Below are 24,976 nucleotides of genomic sequence, written 5' to 3' on the forward strand. Positions count from 1 at the left end.
AAGATGTTAAGGAATATGGCATTATATGATTAAATTGTTATAAAATACAAGCTATTTGAAAACTCCTAAATTTGTACGCGAAAATTTATTGCTAAAGATAACTTCTTTAAACGCATTATCTATTAGCGTTAGACTTTGTGTATCAATGTTTATACAACGTATTTTGGCAGAAATGGTTGGGGAAGCCGGAATAGCTAAAATTGGGCAATTACGAAACATTACCCAAATACTAACATCGATTTCTTCACTAGGTATTTTTAGTGGTGTTGTAAAGTATATTGCACAATATAAAGAAGATGAAAAGCAGTTACAAAAGCTTTTTTCTACCTCATTTGTTTTTATTTTAATAGGTTCATTCACTACGGCAACTTTTCTATTGCTAGCTTCAAGACAGGTTAGTCATTATTTATTTAGCACTGCAGAATATGCCTACCTTATAAAGTTAATGGCTGTAGTAGTTCCATTTATAGCTATTCAACAAATATTTAATGCCGTTGTAAATGGGTTATCTAAATACAAGAAATTTGCTTTAATTGATTTAGTAGGTTATTTAGTTAGTTCGGCACTGACCATATTTTTTCTTTTTCAATATTCTATTGATGGCGTCTTAATAGCCATAGCAGTTACACCTGTCATTCAATTGCTTATTTTGTTATTTATTTTTATTAAAACCCTAAAAGAGTATATACATTTTTCTGAATTATCATTCAAAATTCCATTTGCAAAAGACTTACTTACTTTTTCGCTGATGTCTTTTTTTTCTATTGTTTTATTTAATTACGTAGAAATAGGTATACGGTCTATGCTTATAAGAAAAATATCCGAAATTGATGCAGGAATATGGACCGCTATGTTAAACATCTCCAAAAATTATATGGTCTTTTCTAATGCTTTATTTTCTTTATATGTGCTGCCTAAGTTTGCAGGAATACACAAGATAAGAGATTTTAAAAAAGAATTATATTCAATATATACTACTTTATTACCTCTTTTTGGCTTGGGAATGATTATTATTTATTTTGCTAGAAATTTATTAATACAACTTGTATATCCAGACTTTATAGGACTTGCTCCATTATTCAAATGGCAATTAATGGCAGATTTTGTGAAATTAGCTTCCATCATATTAGCTCATCAATTTTTAGCAAAAAAAATGGTAAAAAGCTTTATTTTTTCAGAGATTGTCTCTTTAGCTTTATTTTTCGGTTTAGCTTATTTTCTAACTGATATTTATGGGGTAGAAGGTGTAGTAATAGCCAACTTAATTCGTTATTGTTTGTATTTTTTATTGGTTTTATTTTTAATAATACACTACTTTAAGAAAAACTAATACTATTTAAGCTTCAAATTCTATAAATTAGACTTTCAAGTGGTTATATATTTTTGAGCAATCGCAAGGTATTCGTGTTCTTGTTCTACAAAATCGAGGGCATTTTTTCCTATTTCTTCAATTTTTTGTGGGTTATCTATGAGCTACAAAAGTTTTTTAACTAAGTAATTTACATCGGGTAAGGCATTTCCGCAAACTTGATTTTCTTTTAAACCATAATAGTATAAAAATTCTTTTCGGTTCCCGTAAAAACCACTTTCTCTTTTGCCATCGCTTCCAAAGCGTTAAAACCTTGGTCGTGTGCATAAAACCATATCTAAAATAATATGTGTACTGTCGTATTTGGTGATTTATTCTTGGTAAGGAAGGTTTTCAACAGTAATAACTTCTATTTTCCTTTTATATTTTTGTTGAAGTATAGCTAACGCTTTACAAAAAAATCATGTCCTTAGTGATGATAGTACGTCATATGTTGATATATCGGACTATGTGGAGCTACATATCTTCGAAAAATCCAGTGAAGGGCTTAGCAAAGAGACATTGCGGTGGGTGCACATTACCATCAGTAATGCGAAGAAGAACTTCGTGGGCAACTATAACAAGATCAAGGGAAAGTAACTACGGCTATACCTGAATGAATTTATCCATAAACTCAACAGGAGATATTTTGGAGAAAAGCTCTTCGATAGTCTCGTTATAGCAGGAATTGCAGGATATAACTAATTGCGGATAATCAATTATTTTTTATCTTTTTCAGTAGGTAAGGTTATTTTTCGTATTATATAAGGGCGTTTATCTTGCGATTCGTAATAGGTTCGCATTTGTAAATCAATAACAATACCGATGGTAAAAAGCTGAATACCCAACAGAACAAATAACACCCCTACAATTAAAATGGGTCTTCCCCAAATGTCAAATCCAAGTATTTTTTCTATTAAAAGGTATATGTTAATGAGTAATCCTAAAGAGAAAAAAAACAGGCCAATATTTCCAAATAAATACAAAGGTTTTTGTAGGTAATTACGTTGAAAAAGTATTAGCAAAAGGTCATTTATAACCTTAAAGGTTCTCCCTAATCCATATTTAGATTTTCCAAACTTTCTGGGGTGGTGCTTTACGGGAACTTCTTTAATTCTGGTACCATTTAAAAAGGCTAAAAGGGCTATAAAACGATGCATTTCACCATATAGATTCAGTTCTTTAGCTGTTTCTTTTCTAAAAACTTTTAAGGCACATCCTTGGTCTTGAATGTTTAATTTGGTTGTTTTTCGAATAATATAATTTGCTATTTTTGAAGGAATTTTTTTAAAGAAAGAGTCTTTTCTATTGACTCTTATACCCGTTACAAGGTCAATATCTTCTTCGATTAGTAGTTTAAGCATATTTGGGATATCATTTGGATCATTTTGCATATCTCCGTCTAGTGAAATAATAAAATCTCCCAAGGCATTGTCAATCCCAGCGGCTAAAGCTAAACTTTGTCCGTAATTTTTTTTTAACTCAATTAATTTTATGTTTGGATTTTGTAAAGACTTAATGTTTTTTACCGTATTATCTGTGCTAAAATCATCTATATATATGATTTCAAATTTATAGTTGATTAATGCTGTTTCAATTTTTTTTGTTAAGGGTAAAACATTTTCATCCTCATTATAAACTGGAATTATGATAGATAAAAAACTTGAAGAAGTCATAAGCAAATGATGTTTTATTGGGATTTTTTATAAACCCTAAAATAGTTTCTCTTTTCAACTAATTTCCAATTATTTTTCACATACACTGTGAGTAAAGAAGTTTCTTCATAATTATTGATGTTATTTTCAAAATTTTCAAGAAAAACGGTTACATTTTTAGTCTCTAGCTTGTCAATATATAGTTGAATTTGATCGGCTAAGTGATGGTTAAAAACCCAGTCAACACCAATTGGGTTTTTTGTTTTGGTTAAATAATGTCCAAGGGTTACAGAGGGCAATATGGTATAATTGGTATAGTTTTGTGATAATTTTTTTAACTCTAAATACTTTTCGTAAGTAGGTTTGTCGCTTTTTATACAACTAAGTTGCGGATAAATAGCTCCCATGTTATAAGTTAGTTCTTTTCGATTGGAGTCCATATAAACGTTTTGATAGCCTACATAAAAAACAATTACAAAACATAAAACACTTATTGACCCGACTAATTTTGAAAATGCAAAGGTTTTTAAATCATAGCTCATTATAAAAAAAGTAAACACAATTGGGGTTGAAAAATGAATTGGTGTATTAAAACCATTGCTAATAGCAGCACACCAACTGAGACTTAAAAGGAGTAATAAAAACCAATATCTTTTATCTTTCTTTGCGAAGTATAATGCATATAAAGCTGAAATAACTAGTAGCGATTGCATTAAAGCATTTTTTACTGTATGGTAACTGTCTTTGTGCAAGTAGAAGTATAAAAATAGAACCGCAATGCTTGTAATTGCATACAGAAAAGTAACATGATTAGGAAGGTATTTTTTTACTAAAAAGAAAACTGACAATAATCCTATTATTAATAAGTAATTAAACTTAAATGCTAAATAATATACTTTTATTGCGGTATTAATAAAACTAGAGGCAGGTGTAAAGCTGAAAATTTGATTATAAAATGCATCCCAAGCATCATTTAAAAATAAAATAATAATGAATAGTATGGCAGTAACTAATCCACTAATTACAAAAATAGTAGCTTTTTTATAATTCTTTAGCAGTATTAGATAAGCGGTTAAAAATACAGGAAAGAAGAAGAAAGATTGCTTGCATAAAACACCTAGTGAGATTAAAAAAGTCCCTAAAATAATTTGCCATATTTTTTCTTTTCTATGCAGCAAAAAATAGGTACCTAAAATAGAAAAGAAAATACCGTCTACCGTATTCCAAGGCATTGGGGGGTAATTGTGTATACTTATTAATGCACCTAGTATCGCAATAAAATAAACAGTGTTTTTAGAGTTTATTTTAAATATTTTGCAAAGTAGTTTTGCTGCAAAATAGGAGTACAAAAAAACCTGTATATAATAAAAGCCTCTATTGATTAGATAGGCGTAATCTTCGGTTATGTACAGAAATAAAGAGTGGAAATAAGGTGAAAAAGGAGGTTTAATGTAAGTGAAATCTGTATATGGGAAATAACCATTGTACATACTCCAAGAAATACTGAAAATAGTACCCATATCCCCATCTTCAAAACCAAAAGTAGTGTACATTACAATGTAGAAAAGAAGTAAAACCCAATACAGGTATTTAAAAGAGTTTTCCTGTAAATAAATTAAGTCTTTTTGATGCATTCTCATTGTATTTGTAAAAAAAGGTACATAAATCTAAGCACTCTTCTGTACCACCTCAAATACCTTTTGCCCGTCGCATTTTAAAGTTTTGGATGGATATTTAAGTAAAAGCGCATAATCGTGTGTGGCTATTAAAATAGTACGATCATTTTTATTAATTTCTTTCAATACTTCCGTGACTTCCACAGAAGTTTTTGGGGCTAGGTTTTCCGTAGGCTCATCGGCTAAAATTAATTCAGGATCGTTTAATAAAGCCCTAGCAATCGCTATCCGTTGTTGCTCTCCACCTGAAAGTTGATAAGGGTATTTAAAGTTTTTGGTTTTCATACCCACTTTAATCCAATACTTTATCAATCTTGCTTTCCATCACTCGTTTTTCTTTCCAACTGGTAGCTTTTAGCACAAAAAGGAGATTATCTTTTATCGTGCGGTCATTCAATAACTTAAAATCTTGAAAAACTACGCCCAGTTTTCTTCGTAAAAACAGAATTTGTTTTTGTTTCAGTTTACGTAAGTTAAAGCCTACAATACTTTCTTCACCTCCAGATAAAGGTAAATCGCCATAAAGCGTTTTCATATAACTACTTTTTCCCGTTCCGGTTTTACCAATTAAATAGACAAAATCAACTTTGTTGATTTCCACATCAACCCCCGATAAAATTAAATTTTAACGTTGGTAAATCGCAGCATTTCGAAGCTCTAGAATAGTCTCGGACATAAACTTTACTTTAGGCTTTAAAGGTAAATTTTTCTCTAGAATTATAACTCATTTTCTCTTAAAAAAGTATGTAAACACTAGAAATTAGTAGAATTAAGCTGAACGGTTTCCTTTTTAACATTAACATGATTAAAGCATTTTTTATGCGTTTTAAAAATATGGTTTAACGTGAGTTCGATATAAGAAAAGTAAAAAAAGAGGAATTGTAGATAACAAAGAAAAAAACAGAAAATCAGTGTATTTAATTATATAAAGTTCAAATATTTAACTAATATTCTGCTTATCATTTCTACCGATAAAATTACTGAAGTTTTCTTTTTTTGATGAATTTTATCAAGAATTTGAACAAGCGCAGCAAACTACTTCTTGGAGCTGATTGCTCTATCAGCTGATTGCTCTATCAAAAGCAGGAATAGAAATCCAAGCTCTCCAATAGTGAAGTAATGACCTTACTGGTACTTTTCCATTTCGGGAATTTCAAAAACCTGAAGCACTTTTACCTTTTCTATGTAAGGGCACATTTAAAAAGTGATAATTTCCATAAGAAGATAATGGGCAAACTCTATGGGAACAAAGGGTATATAGGCAAAGATCTCTTTAAAAAAATCTTTGTGGATGGGGTTCACTTGATTACCAAGATCAGAAAGAATATGAAAAACAACTTCAAAATTTATTTTCAACTTCATTTTTATTCGTTTTAGTTGTTAGTGTATGTTCTTTTCTTCGGAGCATCAATCATAAGTGAATATTTATTTGCTACTGATGATTTTAATTATTTAATGAAATTGCTTTCCGTCTGTGTCGCTTTTATAGGTATTCAGCGAATTTTGAATGGCGTAATAAATGGATTGTCATCTTACAAAAAATTGGCTAAAATTGAGCTAATAAGTTATTGAGTTAGTAGTTTGTTTTTCTATTTAAGTACAATTTAGATGGTGTTTTAAAAGAATATATGAAGTTTTCTTCCTTAAAATTTAATTACTCTTTTTTCTATAAGTTTACTCGCTCTTACCATGATGTCGTTTTGCTCTACGATTCTATTGAATTATGTTGAAATTAGTATTAGATCAACATTATTCAAACAAATTTCAGAGTATGATGCCGGAGTTTGGACTGCAATGACTAATATATCTAAAAATTACATGGTTTTTTTTGAAGCTATTTTTTCGATGTATGTTTTACCAAAATTTTCTCGCATAAAGCTAAAGAAAGAGTTTACAAAAGAGTTAATATATATCTATAAGACTTTATTGCCACTTTTCGGAATAGGAATGTTGTTAGTGTACTTTTGTAGAGAGTGGATCGTAAATTTAATTTATCCAAATTTTGAAGGCCTTTCACTGCTTTTTAAATGGCAATTAATAGGTGATTTTGTAAAGCTTGCTTCTATAGTTTTGGCGCATCAGTTTCTAGCGAGAAAGTTAGTAATTTTATAATGACTGAAATTTTATCGTTAGCTCTTTTTTATGGTTTTTCATTTTATCTAATTCCTGTTTTCGGTATTAAAGGCGTAGTCATAGCACATTTAGTAAGGTATATTATTTACGGATTGGTTGTTTTCTTTTTGGTGATGAGATATTTAAATAGGAAAGAATACAATTAATTATATAAAATTATTAGGTTTGTTTTAAAATCTAACGTTAAGGTTTGCTTATGGATTCAAAATTAAGTGATATTCATTTCATAGAAATTCCAAAGATATCGGATCCTGATGGAAGAGGTAATCTTTCTGTGATTGAGAAAAATATACTTCCTTATAAAGTTGAAAGGATTTATTATTTGTATGATGTTCCTAGTGATTCTACTCGAGGTGGTCACGCTCATATTCAACTCCAGCAATCATTAATAGCGCTCAGCGGAAGTTTTGATGTAGTGGTGGATGATGGAAAGAATCGAACAATATTAACCTTAAATAAGCCGAATAAGGCTCTTTATATACCTAAAGGAATTTGGCGTGAACTAGAAAATTTTTCTTCTGGAGCGGTTTGTTTGGCTATAGTTTCAGATATTTATAAAGAAGAAGATTATATTCGAGATTATCAGGATTTTCTAAATTCTAAAAGTTAATTTGTTTCGTATACTTTTATATATTCTTGAGCAACTTTTTTATAGTCGTGATGTTCTTCAATAAAACTTCTAGCATTTTTTCCTATCTCTTGAATTTTAGAAGGGTTCTCAATTAACCAAGATAATTTTTCTACTAAATAATTGACGTCTGGTAGTGCATTGATACAAACTTCATCTTCTTGTAAATTATAGTATTCTAAAAACTCTTTTTCGGCACCTGTAAATACTACTTTCCCTTTAGCCATTGCTTCTAAAGCATTATAACCTTGATCGTACGCGTAAATTTGATCTAGTAAAATATGAGCAGAATTATATTTTTCGATATATTCTATGTACGGAAGATTGCTAACCGTAATTATATCAACTTTATTTTTATATTTTTTTTGGATTATTTTTAAAGAGGCATCAAAAATATCATTTCCTTTTTTATAGTAATTGGTTTTATTAATACCATGAAAAATAACAATTGGACTATATTTTTCAAACTCTCGATACGTGAGCTTTTTAGTATTGATAGGATTAGGAATTAAGCCTTTGAAATATGGGTGGTTTTGGTATGGTAAAACGTAATCTATATCAGAAGCGGAAATAGAGCTAATTTTTCTAAATACTTTTTGATGATATTGATAACTTCTCTTAGATATATAATCGATAATATGCAGGTATTTTTTCTTATTGATTTTTTTTTCAAAAAGTGGAGATAAAATTGAATACCTGAATTTTTTATCGGCAGCATATTTTACACTAATATAATCAGTACCACAAGCCAGAAGATGGAGTTTCTTATTATTTTGTTTTAAAAAATCTATAATTTTCAACGCATTTTTTCCTTTGATAGAAAAAGGTCTTTCATTAATAAGTTGAACAATATCATAGTTCATTAATTTTTTTTTGTGTTTGAAAAATTGTTTTGTAATACTTATTTGGGTGATATCTTTTCTGAAAATTAAGTAAATAGTAATTTTAAATTTCCTTAGAATCCCCTGATCGTATTTTCTTGTTAATTTTATATCTGCTGGGAAATTTTTAAAATAATCCCCTGTAGCAATAATTGTAACTTCATGACCTAATTGCTGTAAACCTTCTTTTAAAGAGTTGTGTAGCCTACTATATTCACCAACTAATAAAATCCTCATATAAATATTTTATCTTTGGCAAGATAAAGATTATATCATAAAGTTAATGGCATATTCAGTGCTTGATAAAAAGGTGTGTATTGTTTCTATTTCTTTAGGTAAAGGAGGTGCAGAACGCTCTACGGCGTTACTTTCTCAAATGTTAAATAGCTTGGGCTATCAAGTTCATTTAGTGATTTTAACCGATGATATCTCTTATGGGTATGAAGGCACCTTATTTAATCTTGGTTTAAAGAAAAGAGAGACAAATACTTTCTTTAGTAGATTATTAAGGTTTAGAAGGTTTAAGAAATATATTGTTCAACATAAATTTGATTATATCATTGATAACAGAGTCAAAAACAATTCATTAAAAGAACTTTTTTACCTTAATTATATTTATCAAAATCAAAAACTTATTTATGTAGTAAGAAGTGCTTATTTAGAAAATTACTTTCCTGGTAGAAATACTTATCTAGCAAAATATACCTCTAAGAGAATAATTGAGCGAGTTCATAAAATTGTAACTGTTTCAAAATTTATTCAAAAAAAAGTAGAGAAAAAATTTAATTCAAGTAAAGTATATACAATCTATAATCCAATTGAAGAGCTTAGTGTTAATAGTGAAAAGTTCAAAGAAAAATATATTTTGTTTTTGGGAAGATTGGTAGACGAAGTTAAAAATATCAGTTTATTGATTGAAGCTTATGCGAAATCTAATTTACCTAAATATAATATTCATTTGAAAATTTTAGGTGTTGGTCCGGATATTTTATTTTTAAAGAAAAAAGTGAAAAATATTAACCTTTTACAATATGTGAGTTTTATTCCCTATACTCCTGAAGTTGGAAACTTTTTGAGTCAGGCAAAATTTACCGTTTTAACTAGCAGATATGAAGGTTTTCCTAGGGTTTTAATAGAATCACTTTCAGTAGGAACTCCTGTAGTTTCTGTAAATTGTAACAGTGGTCCTTCAGAAATAGTTCACCATGAAAAGAATGGTTTACTGGTAGAGAATCATAATCCCTCTGAATTAGCTTTAGCTTTTAATAGAATGTATGAAGATGAAGAACTATATGCGAAATGTAAGAAAAATGCTTGTAGTAGTGTTGAGCATCTAAGTATGCGGTTTATAGCAAAACAATGGAAAGAAGTTTTATCATTATAAAGTGATTTATATATAATTTTAACCTTTAAATGCGGTTAAGTATATATTTTGTTTTAGTAGAAATAATTGTAACTTTTTAAGGACCTTTAAAAAATGTTTTGGCAAACCAATAAGAAAACGTTGTTTGCCTGTGAGATTTTTCATATCAATAGCTTTAATGATTCTTTTCCATCTAGGATCATCAATCATTTTGCATCGAATAACTAATGCATACCTATTAATATCCAAGTATTTTTTTAACGATAAATTGTTTTTTTCTTCTTTACTAAATTTATCTATAAAATACTCTCTGTCTTCATTATAATGTGATAGGGCCAGATTGTTTTCACTTTTTTGATGGTAACGCATAGTAACATTAGGATGAATAGCAATATCGAATTTTAAAGCTGCTCTTACAAAAAAATCTAGATCTTGTGCGGTTCTCAATTTCAAATTGAATTCTCCTATTTTATAAAAATTTTCTTTAGAAAATGCAGAAGCAGATGTCCAAATAACAGCGTTAATTGTACTCGCTTCAAAATAATTAGGAACTAGCTGTATTTTATTAGGCTGAAAATTTTTAAAAACCGCTTTTTCAACTTTTGAATTATTAATTAAAATTTCATAGCCTGTACCATACACACCTGCATTGGGGAATTTTTGTATGGTCTCATAAATATTATTTAAATGATTAGGGTACCAGTAATCGTCTGCATCAATTAAGGCAATATATTTTCCTTTAGCCTGATTTATCCCAAGATTTCTCGCAGATGATACTCCGCCATTTTCTTTTTGAATAATAGTGAGTTTTTCGTTTTTTTTATACTTTTTAATTCTATTATAGCTGTTATCTGTAGAACCATCATCTACTATAATAATTTCAAACTCATTAAAGTTTTGAGCTAGTACACTTTCTATAGTTTTTGAAATATAGTTTTCTTTATTATATAAGGGAATAACAACGGAAAAGAATGTATTCATAGTTGGTTTAAGTTACAGAAATAGCAAAATTTATAGATATTAAAAACTTTTAGTGATGGGGATTTAGAAAGTAAGTTTTTTTTCATTTTCGACATAAAAATTTTATAGCTCCAAATGAAAATATAATTTAAGTGAAACTTTCTAATTACTTGATAATAAGAAGTGATTTTTGCATACTTATAAGGTAAGTTTCCATTTTTGCATAAGTAATGTAGATTTTGTAATCCAAACTCTGTTTTAGTTATAAATTCTTGATTAGAATCTATTTCTTGATGGTTAACATAATTATCAATATGCAAAACTTCAACGTTTTCTTTTTTTAAGTGATAAGAAAATAAAGTGTCTTCGTGTCCATAATTTTTTAAAGATTCGTCGAACTTAATTTTATGAAAAATATCTTTTTTAACCAGTAAATTATTTGTGATAATCGATATATAAGGATTTCTATTTCTCTCTTCTTTTGTTTTGTCTTCTTTGTAAAAGCCGTATTTCCATCGAAGTTTTTGATTCGAATTATGACGAGGTAAGTGTTTTCTGCCTCCGTAAACCACTTTAACGTTGTTATTATTTTTTATAGCTAGATTATAATTTGAAATAAAATTTTTCTGTATAGGAATAACATCTGCATCTAAGTATAGAAGCCATGGATATTTAGCTTTTTCTGCAAGTTTATTTCTTATGGCGCTTCTTCCTATATTTTGAGGTAATTCTTCAAAAACTACAGAATGGAGAGTGTTTATTTCTCTATTGGCAATAATAGTATCAGTTTTATGAGAAGCATCATCTAAGCAAATAATTTCAAAATCTATTTCTAATTGGAGGCATTGTGAATGTAACTCCTTAATTAAGTTTACAGCAATACAATTGTATGTAGGGATTAATATTGAAATCATTTATTCTCGATAAAATTTAAGCACTCTTCTGTACCACTTCAAACACTTTTTGTCCATCACATTTTAAAGTTTTAGATGGATATTTAAGGAGAAGTGCATAATCGTGTGTTGCCATTAAAATAGTCCTACCATTTTTATTAATGTCTTTGAGAACTTCCATGACTTCTACAGAAGTTTGCGGGTCTAAGTTTCCCGTAGGCTCATCGGCTAAGATTAATTCAGGATCATTTAATAATGCCCTGGCAATTGCTATACGTTGTTGCTCCCCACCAGAAAGTTGATAGGGGTATTTAAAGTTTTTGGTTTTCATTCCCACTTTGTCCAGCACTTCATCAATCTTGCTTTCCATGGCCCGTTTTTCTTTCCAACCGGTAGCTTTTAGAACAAAAAGAAGGTTGTCTTTTATCGTACGGTCATTCAATAATTTGAAATCCTGAAAAACTACGCCCAGTTTTCTTCGTAAAAACGGAATTTGCTTTTGTTTTAATTTACGCAAATTAAAGCCTACAATACTTCCTTCTCCTTCTGTTAAGGGTAAATCACCGTAAAGCGTTTTCATAAAACTACTTTTTCCGGTTCCGGTTTTACCAATTAAATACACAAAATCACCTTGGTTAATTTCAACATCAACCTCCGATAAAATTAAATTTTCCCGTTGGTATATCGCAGCATTTCGAAGTTCTAGAATAGTCTCGGCCATAAACTTTGCTTTAGGCTTTAAAGGTAAATTTTTCTCTAGAATTACAACTCATTTTCTTTTAAAAAAGTATGCTAGCACTAGAAATTAGTAGAATAAAGCTCAGTTCCATCTTTTTTAACATTAACATAATTAAAGCATTTTTTATGCGTTTTAAAAATGTAGTTTAAATTATCTTTGAACCAACTAGCTATAAAATATTGTCCTAATGAATTATAAACAAATTCTTGGTTTCTTCGCTATTATTTTACTGGGATTCTTGGGTACTGCACAGCAATCGGCAGTTTATACCAACGATTTCGCAGCGTATAATAAAGCAATCGATTTATATAATAACCACCAATACAAAGCCGCACAAAAACTTTTTAAGGAGGTTCAAGATGAAGCGAAAACTATTTCGTTAGAATCAGATTGTGCCTATTACATTGCCAATTGTGCCGTACGCTTAAACCAATCGAATGCCGATGAATTGATGGAAGATTTTGTGCAAAATTATCCAACAAGTACCAAACGCAATTCAGCTTACATCAACGTGGCCAATTATTATTTTGAAAACGGTGACTATAACTATGCTCGTAAATGGTACAAAGAAGTAGACCAAAGCAATTTATCCAGAAAGGAACTCGAAGAGTTTTACTTTAACAATGGCTACGCATTTTTTAAAGCCGGAAGAAAAGATGAGGCTAAAAAATACTTCAACCGTGTTCGCGATTCTAAAGAATACGGTTCACAAGCTAAATATTATTTAGGTTTTATTGCTTACGAAGGCGATGATTATGAAGAGGCCAATGAAATGTTTGATGAGGTAAAAGATAATAACCGTTACAACCGCAATCTTTCCTATTTTCAAGCAGACATGAATTTTAAATTGGGCAAGTTCGAAGAAGCTATTAAATTAGGGAAAGAACAACTTGATAAATCCAATGCTTTAGAGCGTTCAGAATTAAATAAGATCATTGGAGAAAGTTATTTCAACTTAGAGCAATACGAGCAAGCTATTCCGTATTTGAAAGAATACCGAGGGAAGCGTGGCAAATGGAACAATACCGATTACTATCAATTAGGCTATGCTTATTACAAACAAGGAGACTATGAGAAAGCCGTTTCAGAATTCAATAAAATTATAGACGGTCAAAATCACGTAGCTCAAAATGCCTATTACCATTTAGCCGAATCTTATATTGAATTAGGCAAAAAACAGGAAGCTTTAAATGCGTTTAAAAATGCCTCGGAAATGAATTTTGATAAAAAAATTCAGGAAGATGCCGCTTTAAATTACGCTAAACTCAGTTATGAAATAGGAAATAACTATAAAAGTATTCCTGAAGTACTCACCGAATTTTTGGAAACTTATTCGGAGTCTAGAGAACGTGAAGAAATAGAAGCTTTATTGGTCGATTCTTACATTACTTCTAAGAATTACGAAAAAGCCTTGAGTTTATTAGAAAGCAGTAACGATTATAAAGACAAACAAGTCTATCAAAAAGTAGCTTATTACCGTGGGATAGAACTTTACAAAGAAGGAAATTATAGTGGGGCTTTGGTGATGTTCAATAAATCTTTAGCAGAGCGTAACGATCAAAACTTTACGGCAAAAGCTACCTATTGGAAAGCCGAAAGTGATTATAACTTAGAAAATTACCATGATGCCTTAATCGGTTACAAGGAATTTAAAGGAATGACCGCTGCGAAAAATACTCCAGAAATGGAGGATATTGACTATAATATTGCTTACACCTATTTTAAGCAGAAAGATTATGCCAACGCAATTAAATTTTTTAAAGCCTATACAGACACCCATCAAAAACCATTAACACAAGTAAACGATGCTTACTTAAGATTGGGTGATAGTTATTTTGTGACGAGCGATTACTGGTCGGCAATGGAAGCATACAATGAAGCCATTGGAATGAAAGGAATTGATAGTGATTATGCTTATTTTCAAAAAGCAATTAGTTATGGATTTGTAGATAAAAACGACCGAAAAATTGAAGATTTAGAAGCTTTCTTAAATAAGTACAACAAATCTATTTACCGGGACGATGCTTTATATGAATTAGGAAATACCTATGTAGCGGAAAATAATACCCAAAAAGGAATTCAGACGTATAACCGATTATTAAATGAAGCACCCCATAGTTCTTTTGCTTCTAAAACCTTGCTGAAACAAGGACTCATTTATTACAATGATGACCAATCACAAGAAGCCTTAGATAAATTTAAACGAGTGGTAAAAGAATATCCGGGAACAGAAGAAGCTAATCAAGCCGTAAAAACAGCACGTGTAATTTATGTAGATTTAGGAAGAACCGATGAGTACGCAGCTTGGGTAAAGACCTTAGATTTTGTAGAGGTTTCAGATTCAGATATTGATAATGCCACTTACGAAGCGGCAGAAAATCAGTTTATTGAAAACAATACTGAAGCTGCTAAAAAAGGATTTCAGAAATACTTAAATGAGTTCTCTAATGGACTACATGCTTTATCGGCACATTTTTATTTAGGGCAGTTGCACTATCGTGATGAAGAGAAAAACGAAGCCCTTCCTCATTACAAATATGTGGTAGAACAACCTAGAAACGAATTTACCGAGCAAGCTTTAGCACGTTTATCACAGATATATTTGGAAAACAAAAATTATCAAGCGGCCATTCCTATTTTAGAGAGATTAGAACAAGAAGCCGATTTTCCGCAGAACATCACCTTTGCGCAATCTAACTTGATGAAGTCATATTATCAGTTAAAGAATTATGCCAACACGGTGAAGTATGCTGAAAAAGTGCTTCAGAATTCAAAAATAGAGAATAGCGTAAAAAGTGATGCGCAAGTATTTATCGCTCGTTCAGCCATTCAAACCGGCGATGAGGAAAAAGCGAAAAAAGCTTATCAAGAAGTAAGAAAAATCGCTACCGGAAGTTTAGCAGCAGAAGCACAATATTATGATGCTTATTTCAAAAGAGAGGATGGTGATTTCACAGGTTCTAATGAAGCCGCGCAGATTTTAGCACGTGATTATTCCGGTTATAAGAAGTGGGGCGCTAAAGGTTTACTGCTTATGGGGAAAAACTTTTATGATTTAGGAGATGCTTACCAAGCTACGTATGTGTTAGATGCCTTAATTGAAAACTTTGGAGATTATCCTGAAGTAACCCAAGAGGCACAAACCGAATTAAACAGAATCAAAAGTAAAGAAGCCGAAACCAATTCTTCTGTAGAGGCAGAACAAACTAACAATAACAACTAATCTTTCTTATATGCAACGCATTTCATTAAGTAAAGGACTTTTATATATTTCAGCATTATTATTTTCAACGCTTGCTTTCAGTCAGAAAGATGATGAAAAAGAAGAAGGTGATATTGATACTGAACGATTAATTATTGTAAAACCTTATTCGCCCACGGTGAGTGACGCTTTTAAGGTGAAACAAACGCCAAAAATCAACGATTCTACAGACCAAAAGAAGAAAGAAGTTACCTACGATATTTTTTCATTTCCGGTAGCTTCCACTTTTACGCCCGCTAAAGGAAGGGCGGCAGGAGTAGCCTCTAAAGCACAGCCGCGGTTATACAATAACTATGCAGCTTTAGGTTTTGGGAATTACTCGAATGTCATGGCTGAGTTTTATGGCGGATTGCAAGTCAACAGAGACCAAGAATTGGGAATTTCTCTAACTCACAATTCTTCACAAGGTGGAATAGATAATGCTACCTTAGACGATAAATATTACGATACCGGACTTAATTTGGATTATACCGGGGAAACCCGAAATTTTACTTGGGGAGCAGAAGCTGGATTTCAACATCAAGTATTTAATTGGTACGGCGCCCCAGACTTTTTACCCCTTACCGATGAAGAATATGCCGCTATCGATCCGCAACATTCGTATGTAGCCATTACAGCCGGAGGAAATATTGATGTAGCCCAAGGCGTTTTTGATAAAGCAAGTATCAAATACAGAAGATTTGGGGATAATTATAGCAGTGGAGAAAACCACGTAGTGATCAAGCCTGAATTTGAATTTCCGGTAGCCGATCAATTTGTGAATTTAGATTTCTCGGCAGATTATGTAGGAGGTACTTTCGACCAAATGTATATGAATCCTGATGCTGAAATTAAATACAGCTTCTTTAATTTAGGGGCACATCCAAGTATTACCTTAACCCAAGGCGATTTGGCTTTAGATGCCGGAGCGGAAGTAGTTTATTCTATGGATGGAGAACATGATGAAAACAAGTTTTTTGTGTACCCGAAAATTCATGCGAGTTATCAAGTAGCCGGAGAGTATTTTTCTGTATATGCCGGAGCTGATGGAGGTTTACAGCAAAATACCTATTATGGTTTTGCTCAAGAGAATCCTTTTGTATCACCCACCTTACTAATTGCGCCTACCGATAATCAATACAATATTTACATTGGAGGAAAAGGGAAGTTTACCGAAAGTTTGAGCTATGATATTAGAGGTAGCTATCAATCGGAACATAATAAAGCCTTATTTCAACATCAAGCCTATTATCCGGTAACTCCTAAAGAAGATTATGAATATTTTAATTCTTTTGGATTAGTTTATGATAATGTGAACACCGTTAAATTATTTGGAGAATTGCAATTTGCGGTGAATGAAGATTTCAGTTTAAGAGTAAATGCAAGTTTTGCTACTTATGATAATGAGTTTGAAGAAGAAGCTTGGAACTTGCCTCAAATACAAGGAACTTTGATGGCAGACTACCAAATCTCAGAAAAATGGTTTGCCGGTGCCAGTCTATATTTTGTAGGACAACGTAAAGATTATTACAATTACGATTTAACTTCAATAGGTGGCGTAGCTACCCAACGTGTAGAAGAATTAGGTGCTTTTTTAGACGCCAATTTAAGAGTAGGATATAAGTTAAACGACCAACTTTCATTTTTTGTAAGAGGAAACAATTTAGCTGAAGGTAACTACCAACGCTGGATGGGCTATTCTGTACAAAGTTTACAAGTAATGGGAGGTGCCAGTTACCAATTTGATTGGTAGGTATCATAATTAAGAAATAGTTAAATAGAATTTATAGCTCCTAAAAAGCGTTTATCATTGGTAAACGCTTTTTATTTTTGTATAAAATAGTATTCATGAAAAATATCGTCTTATTAATCATCATTTTTCTCTTTATCGCTTGTGAGCATAAACAACCTGTAGATTTGTTAGTGATGGGTGGTAAAATTTATACGGTCAATAAAGATTTTGATCTAGCAAAAGGTTTTGTGGTCAACGACGGAAAAATAGTGGAAATAGGTGAAGGTGAAAAGTTAGTTTTAAAATATGAACCGAAGAGAACTTATGATGCCTTAGGGAAAACTATTGTGCCTGGTTTAATCGATGCCCATGCTCATTTTTATGGCTTGGGATTACAGCTGCAAAAAGTAGATGTGACCGATACCAAAAGCTTTGATGAGGTGATTGAAAAAATTGTTCGATTTCAAAAGAAACATCAAACAGGATTTATCACCGGACGGGGTTGGGATCAAAACGATTGGAAAATCAAAAAATTCCCAACAAAAGACACCTTAGATAAATTATTTCCTCATACACCAGTAGCCATTACCAGAATAGACGGTCACGCAATGTTGGTAAATCAAAAAGCTTTAGATTTAGCAGGCATCAATAAATTCACGAAAGTGAAAGGGGGAGAAGTAAAAGTAGTGAATGGAAAACTAACCGGAATTCTCATTGATAATGCGATGACAAAAATCTTCGAAATTATCCCTCAACCCACTAAAGAAGAGAATATAAAAGCATTGCTTTCTGCTCAGGATACGGTCTTTAAATATGGATTGACGACGATTGATGATGCCGGTTTGAGCAAAGAAATTATCATGTTGATGGATAGTTTGCAACAAACAAAAGATTTGAAAGTTCGTTTGTATGCCATGGTGCAAAATCAGCAAGAAGATTTAGATTATTTTTTAAATAAAGGCATTTTAAAAACAGGCCGATTGAATGTTAGGTCTGTAAAAGTATATGCAGATGGAGCCTTGGGCTCACGAGGAGCGGCTTTGAAAAAAGAATATAGCGATCAGCCAGAGCATTATGGAGCGATGCTGATTGGAAGGGAAGAGTTGAAAGAGCTCGCCATGACGATTAGTCAAACCGATTATCAAATGAATACCCATGCCATTGGTGATTCAGCAAATTATACAGTCTTAAAAGTTTATGATTCGGTATTAAAATATGAAAAAGATAAGCGTTGGCGGGTAGAGCACGCTCAGATTTTGAGTGAAAATGATTTCAACTTTTTTAAAGGAAAACGAAATATTATTCCATCAGTACAACCTACACACGCGACGAGCGATATGTATTGGGCAGAAGATAGGATTGGAAAAGAAAGGCTTCATCATGCATATGCCTATAAAAAGTTATTGGACAAAGCAGGTTTAGTCGCATTAGGAACCGATTTTCCTATAGAAAAAGTAAATCCGTTATTAACATTTTATGCAGCCATAGCCCGAAAAGATGCGAGTGGTTATCCTAAAAAAGGATTTCAGCCAGAAAATGCTTTAAGCAGAAAAGAAGCCTTACGCGGAATGACCATTTGGGCGGCTTATGCTAATTTTGAAGAAGATGAAAAAGGAAGTATCGAAACCGGAAAATTTGCTGATTTTACCGTGTTGGATCGTGATATTTTACAAATACCTGAAAAAGATATCCTCAAAGCAAAAGTAAAAGCTACTTTTATTAATGGGGAAGAGGTGTATACCGATAATCCTTCTAAAATTAGAGCAGAAGAAGTTCATCATTAACAGAAAACAGACTTCAGGATTTTATATTTCAAGAAATTACCTTCCTCCATTGGCTTGCAAATCGGCAATACATTCCGGACCTAAATCTGGGATACCATTACCCAGCATTCCTGTGATTCCACTTGAGAATTCAACCTGAGCCCGCATTAAACAACCTTCCACATTGCAATGCCCACCTGAATCAGGATCTAAGTGATTGTTTTGCATTTCAGAGCCAATATCTACCAATCCAAATAAGTGACCAAATTCGTGAGTTAGGGTAGTAATTTCTATACTAGATTTATCTGGAGCTCCAAATCCTTGGGTATTGTTTTGAATGGTCTTTTCAAAAATAACCATAGAAGTATTTTGATAGGCGGTTCCCAAGGTGATTTTACCTTCTTCCATACCTTCCCGGTCTCCATTCGCAAAAAATATAAAAACACTAATCGTGTTTTCAGTGTTAAAGGAAGTTCGGTTATCCGCTTCAATTGTTCTTATTTCATCGATGGTGTAAGGAGCTCCGCTAGGAGTGGCAATCTGTCTTTCAATAAAAGTGATATTTGTTTTGTACGTATGAAGCTCTAAAAATGTTTTTAATTGAATAAGGCTATTCGCTTCTGGAGCAAAACCTTCAGGATAAACTATTTCAATTTCCATTTCGGTAAAAATATCATTGGCCAACAAATCGTGGGCAGATTTACCTAAACTAAGATTGTTTCCGGGAATAGAAGTAGTAGAATTATCATCATCGCTACTACAAGCAATGTTTAACACCAAAAGACTGGCGAAAAAGAAGTATTTTAAATTTTTCATAGGCGTAATTTCTTCTTAGACTAACGTAAAGAAGTCTTGAAAGGTTTAAAGTTAAGAAATTTTTAAGACTGCTAGATAATCAAAATGTTCTCCTTCTTGAACTAATTCACAAGAAAATCCATTACTTTCTGCTGCAAGCTGTAGGGAATTAAAATCAATATACAACCAATCGAATTTTGCTGAAGTTTTATTTTTATAACTAATAGCATAATTCAGTTCTCCGTAATATTGGTGAGGATTCACCCAAATTCCACCATCTTCATCTTCTTCAAAAAGATATCGTAAATCAGAAGAATCAATTAAAATTTTTCCGTTGGGATTTAATAGTTTTTTCGCGTGACTGAAAAAATGAGTTAAGTGGTGGAGTTTACCTATAATTCCACTACCATTCATCAGCATCAAAATACTATCGAATCTTTCATTTTCAAGCTTGAAAAAATCTTGTACTTCGGCATTTTTTACCCCGCGTAACTTTGAAACTTCTATTGCTCCTTCAGAAATATCAATTGCTTTCACCTCTTTTTTTTGTTGTTGAAGGTATAGCGAATGACTCCCGGCACAACAACCTACATCTAAAATTTTTCCATGGGCTAACTGAAGTGTTTTTTGCTCTAATGGAGGCATTTCTTGATAATTGCGGAAGAGGTATTCCACTGGGATTTCATCATCATCAAAATCATCTGCGTGAACAATGATATCCTCTGGTTGATTTTGGTGGTAAAAGTCAAGAACGGCTTGACCAAAAATATCTGGATTTTTCAAAATATGAATTGCTTATAGTTACCTTTGCGCTATGGAAGAAATATTAAAAAATCTACCAAAGCAGGCCAAAGATAAGCATAAGGAGAACAAAAAGTTTTTTGCGAAGCTTAAAAAAAAGCCGCCGAAACATTTAGACCTTCTAATGCAAGAATTGCATGACGAAGAATTTGAACGAACCGATTGCCTAGATTGTGCCAATTGCTGCAAAACTACCGGACCTTTATTTACCAATAAAGACATTGAGCGGATTTCAAAATTTTTAAAAATGAAACCGCAACAGTTTATAGATGAATATTTACGAATTGATGAGGAGAACGATTATGTGCTTCAGCAAGTTCCGTGTACATTTTTAGGCTATGATAATAAATGCATGATTTATGAGGTTAGACCCAAAGCCTGTGCTGAATTTCCGCATACCGACCGTAGGAAGTTTCAGCAGATATCAAATCTCACTTTAAAAAATGTAGCGATTTGTCCTGCAGCTTACAATATTGTAGAAGAGATGAAAAAGCGTATTAAATAAATTTAAATTACAAACTTTACTCCCAAGCCAAATCTTAGAAAATGACCGGATTTAAAATATTCTTCTAATTCAGTAGGAACATCCATATGCAGATAATCATTTTGTGATGTTACTTGTCCGTATAAAGCAAACCATTTAGAGAAATTGTAACTCACTTCTCCATTTATCCATAAAGTAGTGCCTGAATCTCTAAATGAATTTGAGTTAATCGATTGTCTGTAAGTTACATGTCCAACACCAATACTGGGAGTAAGTCTTATTTTTTGCCGACTAAAAAACTGATATCCTGCAAAACCACCAATAAAGCTATTAAAAGTTCCTGAGTAATTGCCAACAAGACTTTTGTCTATTACGTCATGGGAAGAGTTGGAATAACGAGCACCTAACAATACCGAGGTTTCAAAAAGGTTGAATGAAATTTCTAAATTGAAACCTCCTGAGCTTTCCAAGTTATCTCCGGTAAATGTACTTCCAATGGGCAGGACATAATCTCCTCCAATTTTAATATTTAAATAATGGTCATCTTGAGGAAAATGATATTCATTTTCTGAGGAGTTACTTTCATTCTGCGCACCACTAATTCCAAAAGTAATACAGGCCAATAGCAAGAGAATTTGCTTAGTAAGTAATTTCATAGTCAAAATTTGGTTGGTTAGGAGTTACTTCTATAGTTACCGCTGGATCATCACCTAATTGATATGTGATTTGTATGGGAGTATCCCGAATCACTTGAAAATTGAAGTCTAAATTGGAATTTAATTCATTGGTCTTTTTCGAGCTGCTAAATTCTTCATAACATCGAGAAGGGTTTTCATTTAAACCATCATTAAAATAATAAACACAAGAAGTGTCTAAATAGTTTATATGGGTATAGAGCTGTTTATCTGTATTGGAAGTTTTTGTAACGGTAAGTGTGAAATTTGAGGTAGGAAGTAAGAATATAGAGCCTAAATCATAAATTTCTGGTCTACCAATTTCATCTTCATCTCTAAGAATTTTTGCTGAAGTGTAATTATTTTCAGTCTTTTTATTTACATTAATAATATAGCTTTCATCAAAAGATTCTGCAGAAACCATTTTAAAACTACCATTGGCTTTGCTTAGTGTTTTTCCTAGAACATATTCTTCTACACTGCTGGTAACTTCAATATCTTGAATAGGATTTCCTTGTGGTGTAGTAATTTCACCTTTAATAATTACTCGTTTGTTATTTTCAATATCCGGTTCACAATCAGCCATGAGAAGAGAAATAACCGAAGCGAGTAAAAATAATTTAGACATATTTAATTAGTTTATATAATAGATGGGCTAAATTAACAAAGGTTGCGTTAAGTTACTGTTATTTATATAGAAGATATTTTTTTCGCATCATTAGATAATCTTCTAAGCCCTTCTTCCAAGTTGCTTTAATCGCTTCTTCGCTCATTTCACTTTCTATTTGTTGCTGAAGTTTTTGAGTTCCTGCCAACTTCGGGAAAAAATTATTGAAGAACTCATTTTTGTTTTTTGTGTTCCGGTAAGCATCTAGCAACCATTCTAAATTTATTTCTGAAAGTTTTTCTGCAGAAGTTAACTTCATTCCATAACAAACTTTCCCTTCGTTTTTAGGATGTTGGGCTCCTTCATTAGGGGTTGGCGTGTAGGAATACTCAAAGATTTTCGAATCTAAATCAGGAGAACCAAATACTTGAAATTGATAATCAGTTCCTCTTCCGGCATTCACATTAGTTCCTTCAAAAAAACATAAGCTTGGGTATAAGTTAATCGCTTGGTCGTTAGGTAAATTTGGGGAAGGTTTAATAGGTAAATGATACGCTCGTTGATGGTTGTAATTTTCCATTTTTATCACGAGCAATTCACATTTTGCTTGGTGCTCCAACCAATTTTCTCCATTAATCATTTGTGCATATTCTCCAATCGTCATTCCGTGTACAATTGGGACGGGATGCATTCCCACAAAACTCTTTTGTGATGCTTCCAATATAGGTCCGTCAACATAATCCCCATTAGGATTAGGACGATCGAGAATCAATAGCGGAATGTTATTTTCAGCACAAGCTTCCATGACATAATGCAACGTAGAAATGTAAGTGTAAAACCGAACGCCCACATCTTGAATATCAAATACCATCATTTCAATACCTTTTAACTGTTCATCAGTTGGTTTTTTATGGCTTCCGTAGAGCGAAACTAAAGGTAAACCGGTTTGGGTATCGATGTCATCTTTTACTTTTTCACCCGCATCAGCTTTTCCTCGAAACCCGTGTTCTGGAGAAAAAACTTTTTCAATTTTTATAGTTGAAGAAAGTAAAGAGTCTACTAAATGAACGTAGCTTCCATCTTCCTTAAAAATCACAGAAGTTTGATTGCCAACAATCCCAATTTTTTTTTCCTTCAATAGTGGAAGATACTTCTTTGTGAGATTGGCACCCACTACTATAGAATTTTCAGTTGAAGCCTTTACAATAGAAGTATTTTGTTTTTTTGTTTGAGCTTCACAAGAAATCAATCCTAAAGCTAGAATAAAAAATGTATTTTTGAGCAATCGGTTAAAAAGCATCTCTTTTGAATTTTGAATATTTTATCTCTAAACGCTTAATAAGCGCAAAAGATTATAAAAGTAGTATTTCAGCGCCAATAATTAAAATTGCAGTTTCCGCAATTGCTGTGGGCGTGATTATGATGCTTATTGCTGTGGCTACCGGAGTAGGGTTAAAGCAGAAAATTAGGGATAAAATTGCCGCTTTTAACGGACATATTATTATTAATAACCTTAATAACAATAACTCCCAGGAAACGCAGAAACCTATTTCTACCCATCAAGATTTTTATCCGGAGTTTAATTCTGTTGAAGGAATTGATCACATTCAAGGCGTAGCTACCAAATACGGAATAATAAGAACCGAAACCGATTTTGAAGGAATTATCGTAAAAGGCGTTGGTACCGATTACCGTTGGGATTATTTAAAGGAATACTTAGTAGAAGGAAAGCTTCCCGTCTATAAAAAAGATGGCTATAGTACTGAAATTTTAATTTCTGAATACCTCTCTAAACGTTTAGGTTTTAAGGTAGGCGATAAGGTAATTGTTTACTTTATGAATGAAGAAAACCGTGACCGTCCACGATTGGTGGCTTTTCAGGTAAGCGGAATTTTTAATTCCGGGTTTCAGGAATTTGATGAAACTTATTTAATTGCAGATATCAATCAGTTGCGCCGTTTAAATAAATGGAATGAGGATGAAGTAGGGAATTTTGAGGTATTTATTGATGATTTTGATGAGGTAGACGTAAAAGGAGGTGAGGTTTATGAAAACATCGGTTCGTTTTTAGATGCCAAAACCATTCGTCAAGCTTTTCCTTCGATATTTGAATGGGTTTCCCTTTTCGATTTCAACATAGCTTTAATCATTGGAATTATGATTATCGTTTCCGGGATCAATATGATTACCGCATTATTAGTATTGATTTTAGAAAGAACTCAAATGATAGGAATGTTGAAAGCCATGGGCAGTACCGATTGGAGCATTCGAAAAATATTTTTGTACAACGCGGCTTACCTCATCATCAAAGGTCTTCTCTATGGAAACATTATTGGTATTGGTATTTTGCTTGCGCAGAAATATTTTAAGTTGATTCCGTTAAATCCAGAAACCTATTATGTAACCGAGGCTCCTATTTATTTTAATTGGGATTATATACTATTAGTAAATATAGGTACTTTATTATTATGTATGGTAATGCTACTAATTCCATCTTATATTATAACCAGAATCACACCCTCTAAGTCTATTAGGTTTGAGTAAGCTAGTAAGTAGTTTTTAGTAAACGGTATTCAGTACATTTCATAGAGCCGCTAACTTCA

General features: G+C 32.2%; 20 protein-coding genes and 3 pseudogenes. 11 read left to right on the forward strand and 12 right to left on the reverse strand.

All coding sequences use genetic code 11. From position 1 onward, the window contains the following. Positions 1 to 55: 55 nt before the first annotated feature. Positions 56 to 1,330: an O-antigen translocase gene (locus FVB9532_RS12255; RefSeq protein ID WP_150545469.1), complete on the forward strand. Its 1,275-nt coding sequence runs from the start codon at positions 56 to 58 to the stop codon at positions 1,328 to 1,330. Positions 1,331 to 1,774: 444 nt separating this feature from the next. Next, a pseudogene (locus FVB9532_RS12260) lies at positions 1,775 to 2,053 on the forward strand (transposase); the annotation flags it as partial. Between the two features lie 14 nt (positions 2,054 to 2,067). Here FVB9532_RS12260 and FVB9532_RS12265 read toward each other — a convergent pair. The 3 genes and pseudogenes from FVB9532_RS12265 to FVB9532_RS19985 all read right to left on the reverse strand — a co-directional run bounded on the left by FVB9532_RS12265 (position 2,068) and on the right by FVB9532_RS19985 (position 5,298). Beyond that, positions 2,068 to 3,024, reverse strand: a complete 957-nt coding sequence (locus tag FVB9532_RS12265; protein ID WP_150545470.1) for a glycosyltransferase family 2 protein — start codon at positions 3,022 to 3,024, stop codon at positions 2,068 to 2,070. A gap of 14 nt (positions 3,025 to 3,038) precedes the next feature. Further along, complete coding sequence (locus FVB9532_RS12270) at positions 3,039 to 4,637, reverse strand: hypothetical protein (RefSeq protein WP_150545471.1); 1,599 nt, start codon at positions 4,635 to 4,637, stop codon at positions 3,039 to 3,041. 33 nt (positions 4,638 to 4,670) lie between these two features. Beyond that, a pseudogene (locus FVB9532_RS19985) lies at positions 4,671 to 5,298 on the reverse strand (cell division ATP-binding protein FtsE). Positions 5,299 to 5,637: 339 nt separating this feature from the next. On the opposite strand from FVB9532_RS19985, the pseudogene FVB9532_RS20090 reads away from it, so the two are divergent. From FVB9532_RS20090 to FVB9532_RS12290, 3 genes and pseudogenes are all read left to right on the forward strand, one after another. Continuing rightward, positions 5,638 to 6,017, forward strand: a pseudogene (locus FVB9532_RS20090) (transposase); the annotation flags it as partial. A gap of 351 nt (positions 6,018 to 6,368) precedes the next feature. After that, on the forward strand, positions 6,369 to 6,791 hold the full coding sequence (locus FVB9532_RS12285; protein WP_150545473.1) for an MATE family efflux transporter: 423 nt from the start codon (positions 6,369 to 6,371) through the stop codon (positions 6,789 to 6,791). A gap of 217 nt (positions 6,792 to 7,008) precedes the next feature. Further along, positions 7,009 to 7,422 (forward strand): sugar 3,4-ketoisomerase, encoded by a 414-nt coding sequence (locus FVB9532_RS12290; RefSeq protein WP_150545474.1) that lies wholly within the window; start codon positions 7,009 to 7,011, stop codon positions 7,420 to 7,422. On the opposite strand, the gene FVB9532_RS12295 is transcribed toward FVB9532_RS12290, so the two are convergent. Beyond that, positions 7,419 to 8,558 (reverse strand): glycosyltransferase, encoded by a 1,140-nt coding sequence (locus FVB9532_RS12295; protein ID WP_150545475.1) that lies wholly within the window; start codon positions 8,556 to 8,558, stop codon positions 7,419 to 7,421. The two genes, FVB9532_RS12290 and FVB9532_RS12295, sit on opposite strands and share 4 nt — an antisense overlap. A gap of 46 nt (positions 8,559 to 8,604) precedes the next feature. On the opposite strand from FVB9532_RS12295, the gene FVB9532_RS12300 reads away from it, so the two are divergent. Then, a complete protein-coding gene (locus tag FVB9532_RS12300; protein ID WP_150545476.1) occupies positions 8,605 to 9,705 on the forward strand; it encodes a glycosyltransferase in 1,101 nt (366 codons plus the stop codon). Between the two features lie 18 nt (positions 9,706 to 9,723). On the opposite strand, the gene FVB9532_RS12305 is transcribed toward FVB9532_RS12300, so the two are convergent. From FVB9532_RS12305 to FVB9532_RS12315, 3 genes are read right to left on the reverse strand one after another with little or no spacing between them, the layout of a single operon-like run. Next, positions 9,724 to 10,665 carry a glycosyltransferase family 2 protein gene (locus tag FVB9532_RS12305; protein WP_150545477.1) on the reverse strand — a complete coding sequence of 314 codons (942 nt, stop codon included), beginning with the start codon at positions 10,663 to 10,665 and terminating at the stop codon, positions 9,724 to 9,726. Next, positions 10,662 to 11,558, reverse strand: a complete 897-nt coding sequence (locus FVB9532_RS12310) for a glycosyltransferase family 2 protein (protein ID WP_150545478.1) — start codon at positions 11,556 to 11,558, stop codon at positions 10,662 to 10,664. Before FVB9532_RS12310 ends, FVB9532_RS12305 begins: the two co-directional genes overlap by 4 nt. 16 nt (positions 11,559 to 11,574) lie before the next feature. After that, positions 11,575 to 12,258: a cell division ATP-binding protein FtsE gene (locus tag FVB9532_RS12315; protein ID WP_150545479.1), complete on the reverse strand. Its 684-nt coding sequence runs from the start codon at positions 12,256 to 12,258 to the stop codon at positions 11,575 to 11,577. A gap of 205 nt (positions 12,259 to 12,463) precedes the next feature. On the opposite strand from FVB9532_RS12315, the gene FVB9532_RS12320 reads away from it, so the two are divergent. From FVB9532_RS12320 to FVB9532_RS12330, 3 genes are all read left to right on the forward strand, one after another. Continuing rightward, positions 12,464 to 15,499 (forward strand): tetratricopeptide repeat protein, encoded by a 3,036-nt coding sequence (locus tag FVB9532_RS12320; protein WP_150545480.1) that lies wholly within the window; start codon positions 12,464 to 12,466, stop codon positions 15,497 to 15,499. Positions 15,500 to 15,509: 10 nt separating this feature from the next. Next, entirely contained in the window at positions 15,510 to 17,270 is a 1,761-nt protein-coding gene (locus FVB9532_RS12325; protein WP_150545481.1) for a TonB-dependent receptor, read from the forward strand. 95 nt (positions 17,271 to 17,365) lie between these two features. Further along, positions 17,366 to 19,033 (forward strand): amidohydrolase, encoded by a 1,668-nt coding sequence (locus FVB9532_RS12330; protein WP_150545482.1) that lies wholly within the window; start codon positions 17,366 to 17,368, stop codon positions 19,031 to 19,033. Between the two features lie 36 nt (positions 19,034 to 19,069). On the opposite strand, the gene FVB9532_RS12335 is transcribed toward FVB9532_RS12330, so the two are convergent. Next, entirely contained in the window at positions 19,070 to 19,828 is a 759-nt protein-coding gene (locus FVB9532_RS12335; protein ID WP_150545483.1) for a hypothetical protein, read from the reverse strand. 51 nt (positions 19,829 to 19,879) lie between these two features. Further along, positions 19,880 to 20,593, reverse strand: coding sequence for a class I SAM-dependent methyltransferase (locus FVB9532_RS12340; protein ID WP_150545484.1), 714 nt, complete (start codon positions 20,591 to 20,593; stop codon positions 19,880 to 19,882). A gap of 28 nt (positions 20,594 to 20,621) precedes the next feature. Here FVB9532_RS12340 and FVB9532_RS12345 point away from each other — a divergent pair, with 28 nt between their 5' ends. Beyond that, on the forward strand, positions 20,622 to 21,113 hold the full coding sequence (locus tag FVB9532_RS12345; protein WP_150545485.1) for a YkgJ family cysteine cluster protein: 492 nt from the start codon (positions 20,622 to 20,624) through the stop codon (positions 21,111 to 21,113). 2 nt (positions 21,114 to 21,115) lie between these two features. On the opposite strand, the gene FVB9532_RS12350 is transcribed toward FVB9532_RS12345, so the two are convergent. From FVB9532_RS12350 to FVB9532_RS12360, 3 genes are read right to left on the reverse strand one after another with little or no spacing between them, the layout of a single operon-like run. Next, complete coding sequence (locus FVB9532_RS12350) at positions 21,116 to 21,748, reverse strand: putative outer membrane beta-barrel protein (protein WP_150545486.1); 633 nt, start codon at positions 21,746 to 21,748, stop codon at positions 21,116 to 21,118. Continuing rightward, positions 21,732 to 22,394 carry a hypothetical protein gene (locus tag FVB9532_RS12355; RefSeq protein WP_150545487.1) on the reverse strand — a complete coding sequence of 221 codons (663 nt, stop codon included), beginning with the start codon at positions 22,392 to 22,394 and terminating at the stop codon, positions 21,732 to 21,734. The genes FVB9532_RS12350 and FVB9532_RS12355 overlap by 17 nt, the downstream gene beginning before the upstream one ends. Positions 22,395 to 22,452: 58 nt before the next feature. Further along, positions 22,453 to 23,673 carry an exo-beta-N-acetylmuramidase NamZ family protein gene (locus FVB9532_RS12360; protein WP_150545488.1) on the reverse strand — a complete coding sequence of 407 codons (1,221 nt, stop codon included), beginning with the start codon at positions 23,671 to 23,673 and terminating at the stop codon, positions 22,453 to 22,455. A 5-nt stretch (positions 23,674 to 23,678) separates the two neighbouring features. Here FVB9532_RS12360 and FVB9532_RS12365 point away from each other — a divergent pair, with 5 nt between their 5' ends. Next, complete coding sequence (locus FVB9532_RS12365) at positions 23,679 to 24,917, forward strand: ABC transporter permease (RefSeq protein ID WP_150545489.1); 1,239 nt, start codon at positions 23,679 to 23,681, stop codon at positions 24,915 to 24,917. Positions 24,918 to 24,976 lie beyond the last annotated feature (59 nt).

Source organism: Mesonia oceanica, assembly GCF_902499555.1.
Taxonomy (GTDB): Bacteria; Bacteroidota; Bacteroidia; order Flavobacteriales; family Flavobacteriaceae; genus Mesonia; species Mesonia oceanica.